Here is a 19312-nt window from a genome sequence, read left to right as displayed (position 1 = left end):
TTTCCAACCGCGCCCTTCCCCGCTGGAAGACACCTCTAAATCCGCCCAAGTAAGGACGTTATGACCGTGATCGCACTCGCCGGCGCCAGCGCAGGGCCCGGCGTAGCCATTACCCGCCGCTGCGGAACCGAAGGCCTCACGAATGCCTTGAAGGAGAGTAAGTGACCACCACCACCCTTCCGGCGTCGACCCCGGAAGCTACAGAGAAACCGCAACGGCTGCCGCTAGCGACGCTGTCCGCGCTGGCCGTCATCGGTTTCGTCCTCGTGGCTATGGAGACCATGCCGGCCGGCCTGCTGCCCGTTATAGCCACCGGGATGGGGACCAGTGAAGGCACCGTCGGACTGTTCGTCAGCGCCTACGCCCTTGGTACGGTGATCGTCACTATCCCCGCCATCACGTTGACCCGGGGACTGCGCCGGAAGCATCTGCTCCTGGTTGCAATCCTGGGCCTCATCCTGGCCAACAGCGTGACGGCCCTCTCCAGCGACGTGCCCCTGTCGCTGGTATCGCGTTTCGTCGCCGGCGCGTTCTCCGGAATCATCTGGGGAATGCTGGCCGCCTACGGCCGGAAGATCAGCCCACCCTCCCGTGCAGGACTGTCACTGGCCATCGTTTCCGTCGGGGCGCCCGTCGGATTCGCCCTCGGCACACCCCTCGGCTCCTGGCTCGGAACGACCTTCGACTGGCGCTGGGCGTTCACCGGGCTCAGCGCGGTGGCCCTGCTCGCCGGAGTCATCATCGTCTCAATCGCACCCGACGCCGAAGGGCAGCCCGGAAGCTCCCGACTTCCCCTGGTTCGGGTGTTCCGCATCCCCGGCATCGCCGTGATCCTGGCCGTCATCTTCACCTGGATGCTGGCCCACAACACCATCTACACCTACATCGCCCCCTACCTGCGCACCACCAACACAGGCCTCACCGCCGACGTCGAACTCTTCATCTTCGGAGTCGCCTCGATCGCCGGCATCATCATCACCGGCGCCCTCCTGGATAAACACCCACGCCCGCTCCTGCACGGAAGCGTCGCCCTGTTCATCTCGGCTGCGGTGATGCTGCTGCTGGGGCATGCGTTCCTTTCGGCGGTGATCGCCGCGACCGTACTCTGGGGCATCACGTTCGGCGGGGCCGCCGCCCAGCTCCAAGCCGCCCTCACCACCACCGGAGGCGCGGACTCCGATGTGGCGAACTCGTTCCTGCCGGTCGCGTTCAACCTCGCCATCTTCACCGCCGGCATCCTCGGCGCCGCCCTCCTCACGACCTTCAACGCCCTGGTCCTGGCGGTCGTGATGATCCTCGCCGGCCTGGCCGCGCTCCTGCTGACCATCTACGGACGCCGCACCGCTTTCCCCGCCCGCCTCTAACGTCATCGGCCCACCCGCGGCTTCGCCCTCCCCGCATCCGGAAAGGATCCGCCCGTGAACACTCACAACTGCCTTTCACTGCAAAAAGCCTTGCGGCCAAGCCTCGTGGCCCCTGCGCTGGTCATGATCGCTACCGCTGTCGCTATGGCCGGCTGCAGCTACAACCCCGGCGGCAGCGCTGGGACACGGCCGCCCTCCCCGGCCTCACCGGCGAGCGGTCCGGCTCCCGCCCCGACCGCACGGCCAACCACCACGCCGATTACCATCGAGCTCCGTGACCGGAGAATTGCAGGCGAACTCGACGGCAGCGCCACATCAGCCTCACTCCTGGCCCAGCTTCCCCTGACCCTGACGTTCCGGGACCACGGCGGCCAGGAAAAACTCGCCCAACTGCCCGCCCCGCTGGACCTGGCGGGCGCACCAAAGGGCAGCGAGGCCGCGACGCTAACGATCGGGTACTACGCCCCCGACCAAAGCCTCGTCCTCTACTACCGACACGTCGGCTACTTCAACGGGATCGTGCCCATCGGCACCTACGACAACGCCGACGCCATCGAGAACCAAGCTGACGGATTTTCCGCCACCATCCGCAAAGCCGGCTGACCGGCCCTCCTGGCGCCTCAAAAACGCCCGACGCTCCCAACCGCCCCACCACCACTCAGGAGATAAGAATGAAAGCCACCTACATGTACGGCCCCGGCGACGTCCGCGTCATCGACGCCCCCAACCCGGTGCTCAAAGATGCCACCGACGCAGTCGTCCGGATCGTGCGGGCCTGCGTCTGCGGATCCGACCTTCACCCCTACCACAGCATGGAGAACACCCCCGAGGGCGTGTCCATGGGACACGAGTTCATCGGCGTCGTCGAGGACATCGGATCCGACGTCCGCACCCTCACCCCCGGCGACCTAGTCATCGCCCCCTTCGCGTACTCGGACGGAACCTGCGAATTCTGCCGGGAAGGCCTCCAGACGTCATGCCTGCATGGAGGCTTCTGGGATGCACCCGGAATGGGCGGCGGCCAGGCCGAAGCCATCCGGGTCCCGTTCGCCGACGGGACCCTCGTGAAAGTACCCGGCGTCGACGAGAAGTCCCCGCTACTGGCCTCGCTGCTCACCCTCTCCGACGTGTACGGCACCGGATGGCACGCAGCCGCCCGCGCCGGCATCACCGAAGGAGACACCGTCGCCGTCATCGGCGACGGTGCGGTCGGGCTCATGGCCGTGCTCTCCGCAAAGCAGCTCGGGGCCGAACGCATCATCTTGATGGGACGCCACCGGGCCCGGACCGACCTCGGCATCGAGTTCGGGGCCACCGACATCGTCGCCGAACGCGGCGAGGAAGGTATCGCCAAGGTCCGTGAGCTCGCGGGCGGCCAGGGTGTCCGGAAGGTGCTCGAGGCGGTTGGACATATGCCCGCCTACGAGCAGGCATACGGCATCGTCCGCCCCGGCGGAATCATCAGCCGCGTCGGGGTCCCTCAATACGACGAAGCCCCCGTAGGTTTCGGCAGCCTTTTCGGCGGCAACGTCACCCTCACCGGGGGCCCCGCACCCGTTCGCGCCTACATCGAACAGCTGATGCCGGCCATCCTCGACGGCACCGCCAACCCCGGCAAAGTCTTCGACCGCACCGTCGGTCTGGATGAAATCCCTGACGCCTACCGTGCCATGGACGACCGCGAAGCTCTCAAGGTGATGATCGCGATCTAGCGAGCCTGCCTGTATGCGGCCGGGGGCCGTGCCGTTCAGACAGGAAAACCCCGGCCTCAACTGTCAAGTACCGCAGCACTCTTACCAAAAGAAGGACCACCATGACTGAGCAACCCAGGCAGGTCGGCGGCGGCCGGAAGATGTTCGGGGACTTCGCCCCGAAGCTCGCCGCGCTCACCGACGACGTGCTCTTCGAGGACCTCTGGAACCGGCCCGAGCTCTCAGCCCGCGACCGCAGCCTCATCACCGTAGCCGCCCTCACCGCCGGCGGCAGCGCCGAGCAGCTGGACTTCCACCTGGGCCGCGCCGTCGAGAACGGCGTGACCCGTGACGAGCTCATCGAGGCAATCACCCACATCACGCTCTACGCCGGCTGGCCCAAGGGCATGTCCGCGATGGGCGTGGCCAAGAAGCACTTCACCGACAACGCCTAAGGAACCCGCCTTGAACATTGAACCCACGAACCCCACCACCAAGAACCCGGCCGCCCAGTTCGCCGGCGACGTGTGGCTCGACCCGATCGCGCTGCCGCACGAGGCCGGCCAGACCATGGTTGTCGCCACCGTTCGCTTCGCCCCCGGCGCCCGCACTGCCTGGCACTCCCACGAACACGGCCAGTACCTCCGCGTCACCCAGGGAGTCGCCCGCTTCGGCGGTCGCGACGGCAGCATAATCGAGGTCCACCCCGGCCAGACCTTGTACACCCCGCCCGGCGAGGAGCACTGGCACGCCGCCGCGCCCGGCTGCTTCATGGAACACATCGCTATGCTCCAGAACGGCGAAGACCCCGCCACCACCACAGTCTGGGGCGAGCACATCACCGACGACGAGTACAACGGCACTAGGTAGACCACACCGGGTCGGGCCGCGGCCGGCCCTTCGGCCGCGGGCACAGCCACCTGCGCCCGCGGCCGATTTGAATAACCCTATCGGCGTCCCGAGACGGGTCACCGGTCTATGTGGAGTCGCCCACCCGACCTCGCTCGCGTACCTGCATCGGAATCCGCAAGAGACTGATACGGCACGAATTTTTTATTTAGTGCCAAGCGTTGATGCGGCACTCCACCTGTTCGTAGTCAACCCTCCGGTGGAAAAAAACTTTGACCGCTAAAGAACACGTGTTCTTAGCGGCCATCGCAAAGGATTTCAGGAGGGTCAGAACTAAACATTAAATGAAAATTCAACCACGTTCAGTCACCGGCTAACCTCTGCGCCACTACGACAAACCCGAGAGTCGACGTCTGCGCAGCGCACCCGAGGAACTGGCTTCGTCCTCGGCTAGGCGGCTTCGAGAATCTTCTTGAGGTTCTCCAGGTCCTTGCGCATGGCCCGGCGCATCATCGGGACCATGAAGATGCCGGTAAGTGCTGAGAATCCGGAGGGTTCACCCGTGTTGCGGAGGGTCATGAGGGTCGCGCCATTCTCATCGGACCAGCTGTAGACGGTCCGCATTGGGAAAGGACCTTGACTTGTACGCATAGTGAGTTGATGGCCAGGGACCAGCTCGCTTATTTCGTAGACATAATCCAGATTTCGGCCGAGGAATCGCGCGGTGAAGGCAACCCGGGATCCGACCGCTAGGGGCCGCGGAGTCTGCCATCGTGCAGACCGTATGTTCACGTACCAGGCTGGCGCGTTGTCCGGGTCGGAAGCATAACTGGCCACGATCTCGCGGGGCCGCCCGATCAATATTTCGGTCTGGACGTTCACCATGGGTGTTCCTTTGTGTATCGCTAGCTGGCCGGAGATGCCGGAGGCGGACTTTCCAACTATCGCATGACGCGATTGCCGGGCGGGCCGCCGCGGATCGTCAGCACTATAGAGTGGGCCGGCCAACGCTTGTTTGATATGCCCTGGTGCTCGCACTGGCGCGCCTCAAAATTGCACGGTCAAGGCGTCCCGACGGCAACGACGCGCAGCCACCCGCTTCGCGGCCTTCCCGGGCTAAGAAATGTTAGTGGCATCATTCTGGCTCGGGAACCGCCCGCAAAGGTGCTTGGCCGCCAAGAAAATGTGTTCTTAGCGGCCCTGGCAAAAGGCGTCAGGAACTACACGTTAAAGCGGAACTCCACCACGTTCCGACGCGGAATAACCTTTGGGGCAGATGGTTCCGAGGCGACAGGGCTGAGCACGGACGTATGCTTTGCTGCCTAGATCGTCCGACTGCCAACCGCGTTGGGGGTGCTTCGCTCGGGCCTCTCCGATGCACCTGTCACCTGCGAAGAGGCCGTGTCGCTCGCGTCACTGGAACCGGAGCTCGCGACTCGCCGCTTCTGTCGTTCCACATTACGGCCGGCCCTCCAGCCCGCCCCCCATGGAATTAGTCCGGACTCTCTTTTCGCACGTTGCCACTCGAGCTTGAGCATCTCTTGGAAGTGCTCAACTAACTCATGTCCAGCCTCGGGGGTCGGTGTCAGGACGTATTTGTTGAGCAGGCAGACCGCTTCTCGATCCTTGTAGGGGTTGAGTCTTAGGACGATCGCGTTGCGCATGCGCTCGCGCTCTCGCATGTCTTCCTGGCCAACGAATGCTGGGACTAGTTCACGCAAAGCCTGACGCCAGTTTTGTCTCTCTTCAATCACCGCTTTATGTTTGATGTTTCGCGAAACTCCCCACATGCTGACGATCGCGCTCGTGACGGCCGCAATCAACGCGGCTGCCCCGACGGTCAACCAGTAGTCAGGCATGTGGCCTCCAAGAATAATTCGTGGGCGGCGTATTCGTGCTGATTGTCAGCCCCGGCAATCCCTCCAAGCGCGAGGTATCCCACCGACGATCGTAAGGCCCCCTAGTCAATGTGAGACTTTTCAGTCGTGGATGTTGCTCGAGCGGGCTAAGATCGTGCACAAGTTTTGAGTTCTTGCTCAGGACCAGCGTTTCGAGCGAGCTGAGATTGGCCAGCGGGCTGAGATCCTCATAGTCATCCGAGAATCTGCAGTTCTTCAGCTCGAGGTGCGAAAGAGCCTCAAACCTTCCGATGTCGCGTAAGAGGCCCCACCCTCCGCACGTGTCGAGGACCAATGTCTGTAGTCGGGGCAGTGCAGAAAGCTCTTCCAGATCCCGGAGGGTCGCGGGGCCCCCATCCAATAGCTCTCCTTGAAGCTCGAGTCTCCTCAATTGCCCCAGCGCCGAGAGAGGTGCCAGATGCGGCAGGACCGCTGCCGAAATGCGGAGAATCTCGAGCCCAGCAAGGTTTGAGATGGCCTCCAACACACCATCCCAATGCAAAGAGCCTGCCACCTCGATCTCTACCAGCCTCGTCAATGAGGTAATGGCGGCCCAGTTGGTGAAGCCCGTGAATGCGCCGCCCTCAGACAGTTTCAGTTTTTTGAGAGTGTTGAGTTGATGCAGGGGGCCAAGATCGAGGCTACCCGGCTCGTATTTGTAGGGGTCTAGGCGAACGGCAGTGAGTTCGAGCTCAGCGAGTCCACCCAGATTGGCGAGCGGTTCGAGGTTGCCGACACCGGAGACGTCGCGAAGCACGAGTGACTTGAGTTCCCTCAGCTTCCCAAGCTTACCGAGCGAAGAAATGTGCGTGTTCTCAAGACGGAGTTTTTCGAGCTTGAGCTTGGCCAGGGGCGAAAGGTCCACGATGTCACCGGTGGAGCACAGCACCAGTTTCCGCAGTTGCCGGACATTCGATATACCAATGACGTCAGAGACCCGGCAGTCACGCACCTCGAGCTTTGTCAGCCCTGGCAACCCCGATATGGAATCAAATATGGAATCAAGGTCCAGTTCATCCGACAACGAAGCGAGTTCAAGCCGGGCGAGGCGTTCGAGCCCCGCCAAGGGGCGAAAATCATTGACCTTCGCCAGACCTTCAAGCCTAAGATCCTGCAGCCCATCGAGAGTGGCGAAGGCATCGATACTTGAGACTCCGCTGCCTCTAACCTCTAGTCGGCGAAGGCTGGTTAGCCCCGCAATGGGAGTCAGATCTACTTCTTCGTCAATCAGATGCAGGCTCAACGCATCGATATTGGTCGCGTACTGCAAACCCTCCAGGTTGAGTTTCCGGCGCTGATTTCGATACGTGTTGATGTACAGATCACCGGTCAGTGATGCCATCTGCTCAGCTGTAATGGTGAGCCGCTGGTCCCACGGGGTGCCGAGCTTCTCCCACACGATGTCTGCCAGGAATTCGTCGGACACCACTCCGAACGCAAAACGCCCGTGTCGGTGCCCATAGTCCCGGCGTTCTTGTTCGCGTCGGTGTAGAAGGGTGCAAAGATAGCCCACGCGTGCTTTCGCCTCCGCTACCGCAGTAGACCTGCGGGCCTCTTCGCGATCGAGTGCGGCTTGGATGCGCGCCCGCTTCGCTTCACGCTCCGCTAGTTCTCGCTCACGCTCAATCTCAGCGTCACGGCGTTCCTGTTCTTCACGTCGGCTCTTACTCGCGTTGCTCGCAATCACGGACACGACGATCGTCACTGCGAGCGTGAAGACAAACCGTCCTCCCGCGTAGCTCATGCTTCCCGTACCCGGATTCGGGAAGATCTGATAGCTGATCCATAGAGCAATAATGAATGCAGCAATGCCGGCCATTGCAGCCAAGTGGAGCTCCTTCTATTCGAGTGTTCGGGGGTACAGCCTTGGGGGGAGCTGGTCGACTCTATCCTTCTCAGGGCAGACGTTTCGTGATCGATCGCGCCGACGTCATATTGACACATCAGCCCATCGAGCTGCGACTCCATTTCAGCGCGGTTCGATAGTTCTTCCCAGTTGCGATTTCACAACGTATACCGTTACGCGACCAACCGTCGCGGTAACGCAACTCCTAATGAGGCGAAACGGATGCTGTCCCGTCCCTAGTTCTCAATAAACAGCACCTTCGAATGGAATTCCTCCAACTCTTCTTCGCCCCCAGAACTCCTGCGCCAACCACTCCAGTGCATTCTTTGTGAAGGCCACAATTTCGCGTTCGGGAGCGTCCGACCTGCAGCTCCGCTTCATAGAAAATGAAGTCGTACTCCTTACCTGTTTCACGGTGATTGATGAAGCTGCCATCAGCAAAGAAGCCATGCACCACGAAATGGCGAAGCTTGAGGGTATTTTCCAATCGTTGAATGAGTTCAGTCGGGGCTGTCCCTTTGAGTCCATTCAGCGCCTTGACGAGGCTTGAACTCGTTTCGTCGTATCCTTTGACCCATACCCCCAGCGGCCTGGACCATCAGGCTCTCGCCGTAGCGATTGTTCCTGCCGCACGGCACTCAGGAACTTGCGGCTACGTGTTCAGCTGGGCGGCGTTGCGGAACGCCCACGGGCGGTACCTATTCCAAGCGCAAACCCGGGAAAGTGAATGGCCGCCAAGAACACGTGTTCTTGGCGGCCATCGAAACGGTCTCAGCGAATCCGGACCTTACACGTTGAAGCGGAACTCCACCACGTTCCGACGCGGAATAACCTCACCGAGCGCTGGGCCTCCGGCGCGTGCGCCCTGCGGGACGCCTCACAGCCAGGTTGTCCGCACTCCGCAGCAAGTCAACCTCTTGCCGAACTGGACGTATGCCGACGACGACGCTGCTATCTGACGGTCACGCGCAGCTAGGTGGCGTCGGTCAACTCAAGAAACTTCCGTACAATTCGATCGGGTTCACTCCCGCTTGAAATCTCAGAATCAACAACCGAAAGGATCATTCTCAATTCTTCAGTTTGACGTGCCATCGCAGGAGGCAGATTTGTCAGACGCTGCTTTGCTTCGATGGCCGCCTTATGAGCCGCACTTGACTTTCCCACCGCAGCCATAGTTACTGATTGAAGGGTCAGCGCAACTACCAACAAGTCTTTGTCGCCACCAATCCGAAACTGTGAGACCGCGGCCATAACCAGACCGTTTGCGGAATCATAGCTACCTTGTCGTAACTGCTCGATAGCGGCCCCGATGTTCCTCGATGCTTCCCGTCCACCCTCACTCACGCCCTCAATAGCTCGCGTCGCTCGAAGACCGAGGAGACCAACCAGAAAGCCTCCACCCCAGCACAAGAAGAGGGCCAGCCAGTGGCCATTGAAAAGAGCGATCAGCCCACCAATACCGAGACCGGCCTGAATGAACCCCAAAAAGGCCTTCATGAATTCAACTCGCTTTCATTAGTTTGAGCCATTAGTAACATGGCAGCGATTGCAGCAGGGACACACCACGCTGAAATCTTCTGCCCTAACCTTTCACAGTGTTCCTAGCCGGAATCTCCGCAAGACAAATTTAGTGATTCCCCGTAAGGGGCATGCTCTTCACTGTCGTCAAGGAAGTTGCCGCCGTAACCCGTTCGACGGCCAGAGAGGAGGCGTCGTCGCCGTGACGGCACCCGCAGGAGGTACAGCACGCCTGGCGCGTGCTCGGGCCAAGCTCGCGCTCGGGCCAAGCTCGCGCTGCTCAGGCTGTAGCCGACCCCGGCAACCTACATCGCCCGCCACGCGTCGCGTGTGACGGGCAATTTAGGTTGCCCCCGGATCATCCGCCCGATGTAAGGCGCGCCATCTCGAAGCGGAAAGCGTCATCGATCGGCTGCCCCGACATCGCGCTTTTCAGCCTGGCCTGCTGAAAAGCGTCAATATGCAAGCCGCGGATCGCGGGAATGTACTCTGCCCCGTGGGCCCTACCGCCAGCTGCTTCGGCAGCGCGAGATATGGCGTTGTTCATGGTGACGTTCGCCGCAACATAGAAGGCGAATCCGACGACCACGAAAAGAACGAGTCCGATGACAATCGCTGCGACTGCGCTCGCGACAAAGCCATAAACGGTGATCGCGATCCCTAATCCGCCAACAATGACGGACATCGCGCGGTAGGCCTTGCGTCGGGATAGTCCGTCGGCGAGCGGCGCGTGAGACATAAGTACCTCCTGAAGAATGGGACTGCTGACGGTTTAGTTGACAGCTGGGGTTGATAATTTCCTATGCGGCTGAGGCCGCGTTTTTTATTTTCTCAAACTCGATGGGGTCAGGCGTCCGAGGGCGCGCTGACGGCGTTTTCGGTGGTAGCTGCGCTCGATCCAGGTCGTGATGGCGAGCCGGAGCTCGGCCCAGGTTTCCCATCGTTTCCGGTTCAGGACGTTCTTTTGCAGCAGGGAGAAGAACGATTCCATCGTTGCATTTTCACCGCATGGCCCTACCCGGCCCATCGATCCGCTCAGGCCGTGGGCCTTCAAAGCCAGGACGAACTTTCTGGATCTGAACTGGGACCCGCGATCGCTATGGACCACTGTGCCGGCCGGTTTCCTGAGCGCCACGGCGTGGTCCAGGGCGGCGACGGCCAGGACGCTTTCATCCGCCCGTCCATCGAGTACCCGACGATCCGGTTCGAATGCAGGTGGCCTCAACACCCGAGGGGGGGCGATGAACACGTGGAGGCCAGGGCTTCGTATCGCGACCCCACGCCGCAATACCACCCAAGATAGACGAGAGGTGTGCCAGATGGAGGGCTTTTCCCAGATACTCGGAGGAATTGCTCGAGCTTGTTGCAAGAACCCGCCCGGCCCCGTCCTGTCCCTAAGCTACGATCGGGCCCATGGCAATCAATACCGAGCTACTGGAGTTCGTCTCCGTAGACGAGCTCCTCGGCCCCGGTGCCCCCTCGCTCCGGATCCCCGACTTCCAGCGCCCGTACTCGTGGACGCCCCGCATCGCCGCGCAGCTGTTCACCGATGTCGAGGACGCTCTGAACGCCAGGCCCGAGCACCCTTACATAATGGGCACGGTCATCCTTCTCAAGCGACCCGACGACTCGCACTTCGAGGTAGTGGACGGGCAGCAGCGCCTGCTCACCCTCCACCTGCTACGAGCACTGCTGAGAGGCGAAAAGCGTGATCACCACGCGGAAGGAAGTACGCCCCTCCATAAGGTCCACCGCGAGCTGGCCCGCCTCGTCTCCGCTCTCGAACGCGGCGAGCACGGCCTCGCGGGCTACCGGGACTTCCTGGACTCCAAGGCTCAAGTGTTGCGGATCGTCACCGACGACGAGGACGAGGCGTTCCGGTTCTTCGACTCGCAAAACTTCCGCGGCAAGGCGCTGCGCCCACACGATCTCCTGAAGGCCTTCCACCTTCGCGAGATGGCCGATGCCTCGGCCTCGGAGCAGCGAGCAGTGGTGGAGCAGTGGGAGCAGGCCGACGAAAACGATCTGGACCGGCTTTTCGGCACCTACCTCGCTCGGATCCATTGGTGGAGCCGGAACCTGCCTGCGCACGACTTCACCAATGACGATCTCGACCTCTTCAAGGGGGTCGGCCGGGCGACGCGGCGCCTCCCCGGCGCGGAGTACCACCGCACTGCCAAGGCGGTACTGCCCGGCTTGCAGGCGTGGGCGCACCCCTCCCCCGATCTTGTCGCGCTGCGAAATCTCAAACGTGCGCAGCATCAGCTCGATGCCCCGGTCGCTGCGGGAAAGTCCTTCTTCGACTTCGCCTCCTTTATGCTCGAAGAGTCCCAGCGCCTGGACGAGGAGCTCTACTTCCCCGCAACCGGCGCCGGCATCTCTCATCCGGAGCTGACAGCCTTCCGGAACAGCGCCCGCTTCCGATATTGCCGAGAGCTGTACGTCGCCGCAGCGCTGTATTACACGAACAAGTATTCGGAAGCGGACCTACCTCTGGCCCGTCCGCGCCTGTTCCGCTGGGCCTATGCGTTGCGCCTCGCCTACGAGCGGCTCGGCTGGAGATCCACTGACAACTACGCACGCGGACTCAGCGCCCAAGTCGACGGGCTAAGCTCACTCAACGTCTTCTCCACCATCCGCGACAGCCTCGATCCCAGAGATGTGCCGCTCGCGGATGTTAGCGCACCGAAGGAAGCACGCACCAAGAATCCCGAGGACGCGCAACTCCTCGCCCTCTTGAAGGAGGCCGGCTGAGATGACACAGATCCTCGCACCCGACGACGTCCAGGCCATCCCCGTCGGAAATCTCTTCGACCACGACGCACCGAAGTACTCAATCCCGCTGTACCAGCGCAATTACACCTGGGGCGAGGAGCAGATCCACCGCCTCGTCCACGACGTCCTCGACGAAGCAGAGCAGGAGGTTCAGAAGGACTACTTCCTAGGCAACCTCGTGGTCGCACCTCCGCATCACGCCGACGACCCCTTCGACGTGATCGACGGCCAGCAGCGACTAACCACCCTCTACCTATTGCTGACGAAGCTCAGTTCGCGCCAGCACTTGAGAGGACGCATCAGCGAGCTGCAGCCTCTCACCTACGAGGCACGAGACAAAGCCACCCGCGCAATACGCGACGTCGCGGACACTTCTCTCAACCAACCGGAGAAAGAGAGCGACCGCGAGGATTCCGGCATCCTCCGCGCAGCCCGGATCATCGACCAGCTGCTCGACGGAGACAAGACCGGCGCCCGCTTCCTGGCACCGCGCGTGACCGACTATCTGCTCACCCGGGTGCTCCTCATCCGCATGCCGATCGACCGGACGACGGATTTGAACCGGTACTTCGAGATCATGAACACCCGCGGTGCCCAGCTCAGCCCCGTGGAAATCGTCAAAGCCCGACTGCTACGCCATCTGACCGATCCGTTGGACCGAAAGCTGCTGAACCGCGTCTGGACCGCCTGCGCAGACATGGAGCACTACGTGGGCATGACCGTCACGGCCGGTGACGCCCAGTTGCGCGCAGAGGTCTTCGGGTCGGAGTGGGACTCCGTGCCCACCGCGGACTTCACCAAACTTCGCGCTCAGCTCATCGACCGCCCGTCCAAGGACAACCCGGCGCGCGATGAGGAAGAGCTACCGCCGACTTCCACCGCGATGACGCTCGACGAGGCGGTCACGACCTACGCCCGCGACGACGTCGACACGGAATCAGTGGACGCAGACGGCGGGGACCGGTTCACCTCCCAAATCACGTTCCCGACCCTGCTGCTCCACGTCCTCGCCGTGCACGGACCGACCAACGACCCGAAGCGCGACGACCGGCAGCTCGATGACAAGCAATTGGTCAGCCGCTTCGCGAAACGCCTCGAGGAGCAGAAGCCAGCTGAACGCCCGGCCTGGGTTCGGACGTTCACCACGGACCTGCTGCGGATCCGGTATCTTTTCGATCAGTTCGTACTCAAACGCGACGCGACCCTGACCAGAGGGCACGAGTCGACGACCGACGATGAGCCCGGGAACTGGTCGCTGTACCGCTTGGCGCGCGGCACGTCGAGCCAGGGCCGACGGGTGCAGGACACCCCGCGGTACCCCCCGACTTTCGTGGCCGATGAGACCGGGACCGGGCCGGGAAGCCTGCAGCGTCGCATCCTGCTGCTGCAGTCGGCCCTGCGCATCACCTACACGTCTCCGCGCACCATGCACTGGATCACCGATACGCTGCGCTATGTCACCGAATGCACCGACCGCGGCCAGCCGGTCACCGCGCGCGATTTCCTGGACCGGCTCGAGGCGCACACTCTCGAGCGTGTGCACGCGGCGCTCTCCCCGGATCCGGAGAAGGAGGAGGTAGGGCCTGACGGCCTGCCGCTCGGTTTCGCGATCCCGCGCATCATTTACACCTACCTCGACTACCTGCTGGTCGAGGAGATGAACCAGTGGGACTTCACATTCAGTTACCGCACTTCGGTGGAGCACTTCTCCCCCCGTACCGAGGACGCCGAGCACATCTCCGATGCGTATCGAGTCAAGGACCGCAGCCTGCTGAACTGGCTGGGCAACCTGGCACTGGTCACGGTGAGCACGAACTCCAAGTTCAGCAACTACCTGCCGGCGCAGAAGGCAAACAACCATGCCGCACGCCGGCAGAGCCTGAAGCTCGAGCTGATGGCACGGCGGGCGGAGACCGGGAGTTGGAACGATGAAGACGTCCGGGCGCATCATGAAGTGATGCTGAAGCTGCTGATCGGGGCACTCGGCACCCGAAGCGGTGGAATCGTGCGTGGTCCGGCAATCGGGAAGCAATGACCCGTCACGATGGCCTCCATGAACCGGCCGTTGCGCGAAGCTTCAATGTGGGACGAGAGGTCCGGAAGAGCGACATCGACGCCTCCTCGTCCGACCCGGTGATCTCGCCGGCCTGCTTCTTGCCTCCAGAGGTTAGAGCGAGAAGCGAAACTCCACCACGTTCCGTCACGGAATAACCTCTTGCCCATGACTACAGGTCGTTTGGTGCTTGATTGGATTATGGGAGCCCAGCTGGTGGCGCTTGGTCGGCTATGGAGGAGTCCCGTGAGGCGCAGCCAGTATTGGACGGCAGGTCCGGCATCGCGCACTTCTTCGCCCCGCCGTCGACCCGCCACACAACGACGGCGTCGCCCTCCTGTGCGTACTCGAGGAGCCGTTTCATTCCGGGACGTTCGATTGCCGCCTTGCTTCCCGAAGTCATATCGGCGAAGACGTCACGCTTCTGCGCGCTGGCGGCGACCAAGGCGTCGAGTTGAAGCTGGGCATCCTGGCTGCACGTACTGACGCGCGTATAGCCTAGTTCTCACTAGGCCGTCCTGACTCGAAAAGTCCCCGGACCGCCCTCGCTGAGACGATTTATGGCGGTCTGGTTTGGCATAGGACTTAGGCGGTTGGCGGTGAAAGGTGTTTCGCCGCCAATTTGTAGCAAAGCTTTCCGTCGAGTTTCCGGGGCCGGATCCACACTTGGTAGCCTTCCGCTGCGGCGAAAAGTTCTCGTCCATTGCTGCTGTCGGAAGCCACCCAAAGCGCGGAAGAATCGGGCATGACGTCGTCAACAATTCCTGCCCGGACGACCGAGAAGTCCTTACGGATTTCCACCGGTGTCCCGACCAGCCGACTCCAGTCATGGTAGGGGTATGGGTCAGCAGTCATCTCCGAACCTCGTTTCTCGCGCCTGGTGCCGGGATTTCCTCGTACGGCCGGAGTGGACGTCGCGGGAACCGGCCACGGCTTCTTTGGTGAATCTAAGGGGCGTTTGAAACGCCCCTTGTCATGGCCGACTCCTGTGGGCGGCGGGACGTGTTAGTGGAGGTGACTTCCGCCGTTGACGTCGATGGTGGTGCCGGTGAGGTAAGCCGAGTCCTGCGAGGACAGGAAGGTGATGACTGCGGCCACTTCTTCGGTGGTGGCGTTCCGGCCAAGGGGGATGCCGGCGTTGATGGCGGCTTCCTGTTCGTCGGTGCTGCCGACGCGGATGTTGGTGTCAACAGCCCCGGGGGTGATTGCGTTGATGGTAACGCCGGTGGCGCCGAGTTCGCGGGCGAGTGCTTTGGTGAAGCCAAGGATGGCGGCCTTCGCGGCGGAGTAGGGAACCTTGCCGAACACGCCCCCGCCCCGCTGCGCGGAGACAGAGGACATGTTTACGATCCGGCCCCAGCCGTTGGCAATCATGTCCGGCAGGAACGCCTTGGTCACGAGGTAGGTGCCGGTGGCGTTGACGTCCATGATCTTGTGCCAGAGCTCAAGGGTGGTTTCGAGGAACGGGACCGGGGAGGTGATGCCTGCGATGTTGGCCAGGGCACCCACGGGGGGAAGGCTGCCCCGATTGACTTCGGCCGCTACTGCGGCCTGGGCGGCGATGACGGAGGCTTCGTTGGCCACGTCGATTTCGTGGCCGAAGGCGGGGACGTCGAATTCGTTGCCGATTTCTGCGGCGACCTTGGCGGACTTCTCGCCATCGAGATCCAGGATCACGACAGCCCATCCCTGGCTGGCGTAGCGGCGGGCGGTGGTAATGCCGATGCCGCGCTCGGAGGTCGCCCCGGTGAGGACTGCGGTGCGCTGGACGGTGTGGCTCATGATGCTCCTTGGGAAATGGGGTGTGCGTTGTTGGGCCTGCAGGGCAATCCAGCGGTGGTCGTTGAGCGCGGCGTTGTTGATCTGCAGGGTGATGCGAATCACTGTAAGCCGGGTGACTGTCGACAGTCAACCCTGAACATCGACTGTTGACAGCCACCATGACCTAGGTCACTATTGTTCGAGTCAGGTTTGTTAACAGTCGACAGCGTTGGGGCCAGGTGCCCTCGCTCATCGAAAGGGACGAAAACTCATGAGCAATGAAGCTCTGAACATGCGGGGCCACGTACACGGCACCAAGGACGCCAGAAGGGTAGCCATCGGCTCCAGCGTCGGCGCTGTGATTGAGACGTATGACTTCATCGGTTTCGGCACCGCTGCGGCACTGTATTTCGGGACCGCCTTCTTCCCCGGCAGCGACCCCGTGACGGGGACGCTGGCCGCATTTGCCACCCTCGGCGTTGGCTTCGCCGCCCGTCCGATCGGCGGCATCATCGGCGGCCACCTCGGCGACAAGCTCGGGCGCAAGCCCGTGCTGGTCTCCTCGCTCATCCTCATGGGCATTGCCACGTTCGTCATTGGCCTGCTCCCCACCTACAGCCAAGTTGGTCTGCTGGCCCCGGCTCTGCTGGTGCTCGTCCGCATCGTCCAGGGCCTGGCTTTCGGTGCGGAATGGGGCGGCGCCATCCTGATGAGCTACGAACACGCACCCTGGAAATCGAAAGGCAAGTACACCGGGATGGTCCAGGCCGGCTTCCCGGTGGGTCTGCTGCTGGCCAACCTGGTCTTCCTCTCCAGCGCACAGCTCGGCGGCGAGCTCGCCTGGCGCATCCCCTTCCTGGCCAGTATCGTGCTCGTCATGGTCGGCCTGATCATCCGATCCAAGGTCCCCGAGTCGCCGGTCTTTGATGAGGTCAAGGACTCCGGCACCATCGTGAAGTCCCCCATCGTGGAGGTCCTGAAGAGCGACTGGCGGAACATCGTTAAGGGCATCGGCCTGCGCATCGCGGAGACCGCCGGCTACGCCGTGTCCATCACCTACATGATTTCCTACCTGAACACGCAGCACTTGGCGGACAAGACCCAAACCCTTGTGGCCCTGTGCATCGCCTCGGCCATCGGCATCTTCGCCACCCAGGCCTGGGCGGCGCTCACGGACCGGATCGGCCGCCGGCCGCTGTATGTGTGGTCCTGCGCGTTCGCCCTGCTTTTTGCGATTCCGATGTTCCTTCTGGTCAACACGGGAATGTTCTTCTTCATTATCGCCACCCTCGTGATCTCCTACGCCGTCTGCCAGAACTCCCTCGCCGGCGCCCAGGGCGCCTGGTTCCCGGAGCTCTTCCGGGCCAACACCCGCTCCTCCGGGGCTTCGCTGGCCTACCAGATCTCGGCCACTGTCTCCGGTTTCACGCCCTTCATCACGACACTGCTATTCGTGAGCTTCGGCTGGATGGGCCCGGCACTGCTGTTCGCTCTTTACGCAGCCATCGGCCTCTGGGCCGCCATCACCACCAAGGAAACCTGGGGCAAGCGTGAGCGCGAGCTTGCCGAGGAAGCCACCAAAAGCACCCCCCACATGGTGAACGCTTGATCACCGCAACGACTAAGACGAAAACGGAGCCAGCAATGCCAACATTTACCGCCGAGCGGGTAGACCAGGACCGCGTGACGAACGTCAGCGCCGCGGCGTACCGGATACGGCACCACGCCCTGAACATGGGCGAGGTGCAGGGACAGGGGTACGTAGGCCAGGCGCTCGGCGCAGCGGACATGTTCGCCACCGTCTATGGGGACCAACTCACCTTCCGCGCCGAGGACCCGCACTGGGAAGCCCGGGACCGGTTCCTGCTCTCCACCGGCCACTACGCTATCGGCCACTACGCCGCGTTGGCTGAGGCCGGAATCGTGCCAGTGGAGGAACTGGAGACCTACGGCTCGGACGATTCACGCCTGCCCATGTCCGGGATGTCCACATACACCCCCGGCATGGAAATCTCCGGCGGCTCCCTAGGCCACGGACTGACCATCTCCGTCGGCATGGCCCTGGGACTGCGCCACCAGGGCTCGAGCGCCCGGGTGTTCAATTTCCTTTCCGACGGGGAACTGGACGAGGGCTCCACGTGGGAGGCCGCCATGGGGGCCCACCACCACCAGCTGGGCAATCTCACCGCGATGGTGGACATCAACGCCCTGCAAGCCGACGGCAAAACAGACACCGTCCTGCGCACCGAACCGGTGACGGAAAAATGGGAAGCGTTCGGCTGGTACACCCAGCGGGTGGACGGGAACGACGTCGGCGCGCTGCTGGCGGCATTCGACAACGCAGCCGCCCAGGCCGCCGCCGTCGGACGACCCTCCGTGATCCTGTGCGACACGAAGGTCGGCTGCGGCGTTCCGCTGCTGGAAAACCGCGAAAAGGCGCACTTCATGCGCATCGAAGAACACGAATGGTTGACCTGCCGCGAACAACTCACCGCCGGTTACGAAGGAAAGGCTTCAGCATGAGCACCACAACCGAGGCCCCCGACACCACGACAGCCGCCAAGCCGAAGCTGAAGACCTCGGCGATGATCGCCTCCTTCGCTGACGCCGGCCAAAAGACCGCATCCGCACCGTTCGGGCACGCCCTGGTCAAAGCCGCGCAGGAAAACGACAAGATCGTCGGCCTGACCGCCGACCTGGGCAAGTACACCGACATGCACATCTTCGCCCAGGCCTTCCCGGAGCGGTTCTTCCAGATGGGCATGGCCGAACAGCTGCTGTTCGGCGCCGCCGCCGGCTTCGCCGAAACGGGGCTGGTCCCGTTCGCCTCCACCTACTCGGTGTTCGCGGCCCGGCGTGCCTACGACTTCCTCTGCCTGGACAGCGCCGAACCAAACCTGAATGTCAACATCGTAGGCGGTCTCCCCGGACTGACCACAGGGTACGGGCCCAGCCACCAGGCCACCGAGGACATGGCCATCTTCCGCGGCATGCCCAACCTGACCATCGTGGACCCCTGCGACTCGATTGACATTGAACAGGCCGTCCCCCAGTTGGCGGCCAGCGACGGTCCGACCTACCTGCGCCTGCTGCGCGGCAGCGTCCCTACCGTCCTCGACGAGTACGGCTACACCTTCGAACTGGGCAAGGCCAAGGTTCTGCGTGGCGGCAACGACGTCGTGTTCATCTCCTCCGGTCTGATGACCATGCGTGCCCTTCAGGCCGCCGAGGCACTTGCAGCCCACAACGTGGACGTCGCCGTCGTCCACACCCCCACCGTCAAGCCGTTCGACGCCGAAACCGTCTTGGCTGAGATCAACACCGACCGTCTCGCCGTCACGCTGGAAAACCACTCTCTGGTCGGCGGCCTGTTTGAAACGGTGGCGTCCGCCGTCGTCACCGCCGGAGTGGGCAAGCGCGTGGTTCCCGTGGCGCTACCGGACCAGTTCCTGGACGCCGGCGCCCTGCCCACCCTGCACGACCGCTACGGCCTGGCCGTGGACCGCATCGTGGCCAAGGTCCTCGCCGAACTCAGCTGACCGCCCGCGGCTGGCTGC

Annotated in this window: 18 protein-coding genes and 2 pseudogenes; 11 read left to right on the top strand and 9 right to left on the bottom strand. The window is 62.6% G+C overall.

From position 1 onward, the window contains the following. The first annotated feature begins 161 nt into the window (after positions 1-161). The 5 genes from AC1DNC_RS13260 to AC1DNC_RS13240 all read left to right on the top strand — a co-directional run bounded on the left by AC1DNC_RS13260 (position 162) and on the right by AC1DNC_RS13240 (position 3925). Positions 162-1364: an MFS transporter gene (locus AC1DNC_RS13260; protein ID WP_476862998.1), complete on the top strand. Its 1203-nt coding sequence runs from the start codon at positions 162-164 to the stop codon at positions 1362-1364. A 54-nt stretch (positions 1365-1418) separates the two neighbouring features. Next, a complete protein-coding gene (locus AC1DNC_RS13255; RefSeq protein ID WP_476862997.1) occupies positions 1419-1967 on the top strand; it encodes a cyclophilin-like fold protein in 549 nt (182 codons plus the stop codon). Positions 1968-2035: 68 nt separating this feature from the next. Then, positions 2036-3076 (top strand): zinc-dependent alcohol dehydrogenase family protein, encoded by a 1041-nt coding sequence (locus tag AC1DNC_RS13250; protein WP_476862996.1) that lies wholly within the window; start codon positions 2036-2038, stop codon positions 3074-3076. A 101-nt stretch (positions 3077-3177) separates the two neighbouring features. Then, complete coding sequence (locus tag AC1DNC_RS13245; RefSeq protein ID WP_476862995.1) at positions 3178-3510, top strand: carboxymuconolactone decarboxylase family protein; 333 nt, start codon at positions 3178-3180, stop codon at positions 3508-3510. 10 nt (positions 3511-3520) lie between these two features. Beyond that, positions 3521-3925 carry a cupin domain-containing protein gene (locus tag AC1DNC_RS13240; RefSeq protein WP_476862994.1) on the top strand — a complete coding sequence of 135 codons (405 nt, stop codon included), beginning with the start codon at positions 3521-3523 and terminating at the stop codon, positions 3923-3925. Positions 3926-4354: 429 nt separating this feature from the next. Here the strand turns inward: AC1DNC_RS13240 and AC1DNC_RS13235 are convergent, their stop codons facing one another. The 3 genes from AC1DNC_RS13235 to AC1DNC_RS13225 all read right to left on the bottom strand — a co-directional run bounded on the left by AC1DNC_RS13235 (position 4355) and on the right by AC1DNC_RS13225 (position 7630). Continuing rightward, positions 4355-4789: an SRPBCC family protein gene (locus AC1DNC_RS13235; RefSeq protein ID WP_476862993.1), complete on the bottom strand. Its 435-nt coding sequence runs from the start codon at positions 4787-4789 to the stop codon at positions 4355-4357. A 437-nt stretch (positions 4790-5226) separates the two neighbouring features. Further along, complete coding sequence (locus AC1DNC_RS13230; RefSeq protein ID WP_476862992.1) at positions 5227-5763, bottom strand: hypothetical protein; 537 nt, start codon at positions 5761-5763, stop codon at positions 5227-5229. Then, a complete protein-coding gene (locus tag AC1DNC_RS13225; RefSeq protein WP_476862991.1) occupies positions 5756-7630 on the bottom strand; it encodes a leucine-rich repeat domain-containing protein in 1875 nt (624 codons plus the stop codon). Before AC1DNC_RS13225 ends, AC1DNC_RS13230 begins: the two co-directional genes overlap by 8 nt. A gap of 346 nt (positions 7631-7976) precedes the next feature. Between AC1DNC_RS13225 and AC1DNC_RS13220 the strand changes: the two genes are divergently transcribed. After that, complete coding sequence (locus AC1DNC_RS13220) at positions 7977-8198, top strand: hypothetical protein (RefSeq protein WP_476862990.1); 222 nt, start codon at positions 7977-7979, stop codon at positions 8196-8198. A 422-nt stretch (positions 8199-8620) separates the two neighbouring features. Here AC1DNC_RS13220 and AC1DNC_RS13215 read toward each other — a convergent pair whose 3' ends face one another. From AC1DNC_RS13215 to AC1DNC_RS13205, 3 genes and pseudogenes are all read right to left on the bottom strand, one after another. Beyond that, positions 8621-9145, bottom strand: a complete 525-nt coding sequence (locus AC1DNC_RS13215; RefSeq protein WP_476862989.1) for a hypothetical protein — start codon at positions 9143-9145, stop codon at positions 8621-8623. Positions 9146-9524: 379 nt separating this feature from the next. After that, complete coding sequence (locus tag AC1DNC_RS13210) at positions 9525-9905, bottom strand: hypothetical protein (RefSeq protein WP_476862988.1); 381 nt, start codon at positions 9903-9905, stop codon at positions 9525-9527. Positions 9906-9989: 84 nt separating this feature from the next. Next, a pseudogene (locus AC1DNC_RS13205) lies at positions 9990-10381 on the bottom strand (DDE-type integrase/transposase/recombinase); the annotation flags it as partial. A 198-nt stretch (positions 10382-10579) separates the two neighbouring features. Between AC1DNC_RS13205 and AC1DNC_RS13200 the strand changes: the two are divergent. Both AC1DNC_RS13200 and AC1DNC_RS13195 read left to right on the top strand, forming a co-directional pair. Beyond that, a complete protein-coding gene (locus AC1DNC_RS13200) occupies positions 10580-11920 on the top strand; it encodes a DUF262 domain-containing protein (protein ID WP_476862987.1) in 1341 nt (446 codons plus the stop codon). Between the two features lies 1 nt (position 11921). After that, positions 11922-13976 carry a DUF262 domain-containing protein gene (locus AC1DNC_RS13195; protein ID WP_476862986.1) on the top strand — a complete coding sequence of 685 codons (2055 nt, stop codon included), beginning with the start codon at positions 11922-11924 and terminating at the stop codon, positions 13974-13976. A gap of 322 nt (positions 13977-14298) precedes the next feature. Here the strand turns inward: AC1DNC_RS13195 and AC1DNC_RS13190 are convergent. The 3 genes and pseudogenes from AC1DNC_RS13190 to AC1DNC_RS13180 all read right to left on the bottom strand — a co-directional run. Then, positions 14299-14439, bottom strand: a pseudogene (locus AC1DNC_RS13190) (recombinase family protein); the annotation flags it as partial. A gap of 140 nt (positions 14440-14579) precedes the next feature. Next, positions 14580-14849: a hypothetical protein gene (locus tag AC1DNC_RS13185; protein WP_476862985.1), complete on the bottom strand. Its 270-nt coding sequence runs from the start codon at positions 14847-14849 to the stop codon at positions 14580-14582. Positions 14850-14999: 150 nt separating this feature from the next. Then, positions 15000-15776, bottom strand: a complete 777-nt coding sequence (locus tag AC1DNC_RS13180; RefSeq protein WP_476863207.1) for an SDR family NAD(P)-dependent oxidoreductase — start codon at positions 15774-15776, stop codon at positions 15000-15002. Between the two features lie 250 nt (positions 15777-16026). On the opposite strand from AC1DNC_RS13180, the gene AC1DNC_RS13175 reads away from it, so the two are divergent. From AC1DNC_RS13175 to AC1DNC_RS13165, 3 genes are read left to right on the top strand one after another with little or no spacing between them, the layout of a single operon-like run. Continuing rightward, complete coding sequence (locus AC1DNC_RS13175; RefSeq protein ID WP_476862984.1) at positions 16027-17364, top strand: MFS transporter; 1338 nt, start codon at positions 16027-16029, stop codon at positions 17362-17364. Positions 17365-17399: 35 nt separating this feature from the next. Beyond that, complete coding sequence (locus tag AC1DNC_RS13170) at positions 17400-18278, top strand: transketolase (protein WP_476862983.1); 879 nt, start codon at positions 17400-17402, stop codon at positions 18276-18278. After that, the gene (locus AC1DNC_RS13165) at positions 18275-19294 is read left to right on the top strand and encodes a transketolase family protein (protein WP_476862982.1); all 1020 of its coding nucleotides are present in this window, start codon (positions 18275-18277) and stop codon (positions 19292-19294) included. The genes AC1DNC_RS13170 and AC1DNC_RS13165 overlap by 4 nt, the downstream gene beginning before the upstream one ends. The last annotated feature ends 18 nt before the right edge of the window (positions 19295-19312 follow it).

The sequence above is a fragment of the Arthrobacter sp. 01N442 genome (assembly GCF_056399345.1).
Note: the sequence above shows the minus strand (reverse complement) of the source record. Positions and strands in the feature narration are given on the sequence as shown.

Bases quoted from the DNA above. Each gene is read 5' to 3' on its own strand.
- AC1DNC_RS13250 (WP_476862996.1), top strand. From the start codon at position 2,036: ATGAAAGCCACCTACATGTACGGCCCCGGCGACGTCCGCGTCATCGAC.
- AC1DNC_RS13245 (WP_476862995.1), top strand. From the start codon at position 3,178: ATGACTGAGCAACCCAGGCAGGTCGGCGGCGGCCGGAAGATGTTCGGG.
- AC1DNC_RS13235 (WP_476862993.1), bottom strand. From the start codon at position 4,789: ATGGTGAACGTCCAGACCGAAATATTGATCGGGCGGCCCCGCGAGATC.
- AC1DNC_RS13230 (WP_476862992.1), bottom strand. From the start codon at position 5,763: ATGCCTGACTACTGGTTGACCGTCGGGGCAGCCGCGTTGATTGCGGCC.
- AC1DNC_RS13215 (WP_476862989.1), bottom strand. From the start codon at position 9,145: ATGAAGGCCTTTTTGGGGTTCATTCAGGCCGGTCTCGGTATTGGTGGG.
- AC1DNC_RS13210 (WP_476862988.1), bottom strand. From the start codon at position 9,905: ATGTCTCACGCGCCGCTCGCCGACGGACTATCCCGACGCAAGGCCTAC.
- AC1DNC_RS13200 (WP_476862987.1), top strand. From the start codon at position 10,580: ATGGCAATCAATACCGAGCTACTGGAGTTCGTCTCCGTAGACGAGCTC.
- AC1DNC_RS13195 (WP_476862986.1), top strand. From the start codon at position 11,922: ATGACACAGATCCTCGCACCCGACGACGTCCAGGCCATCCCCGTCGGA.
- AC1DNC_RS13185 (WP_476862985.1), bottom strand. From the start codon at position 14,849: ATGACTGCTGACCCATACCCCTACCATGACTGGAGTCGGCTGGTCGGG.
- AC1DNC_RS13180 (WP_476863207.1), bottom strand. From the start codon at position 15,776: ATGAGCCACACCGTCCAGCGCACCGCAGTCCTCACCGGGGCGACCTCC.
- AC1DNC_RS13175 (WP_476862984.1), top strand. From the start codon at position 16,027: ATGAGCAATGAAGCTCTGAACATGCGGGGCCACGTACACGGCACCAAG.
- AC1DNC_RS13170 (WP_476862983.1), top strand. From the start codon at position 17,400: ATGCCAACATTTACCGCCGAGCGGGTAGACCAGGACCGCGTGACGAAC.
- AC1DNC_RS13165 (WP_476862982.1), top strand. From the start codon at position 18,275: ATGAGCACCACAACCGAGGCCCCCGACACCACGACAGCCGCCAAGCCG.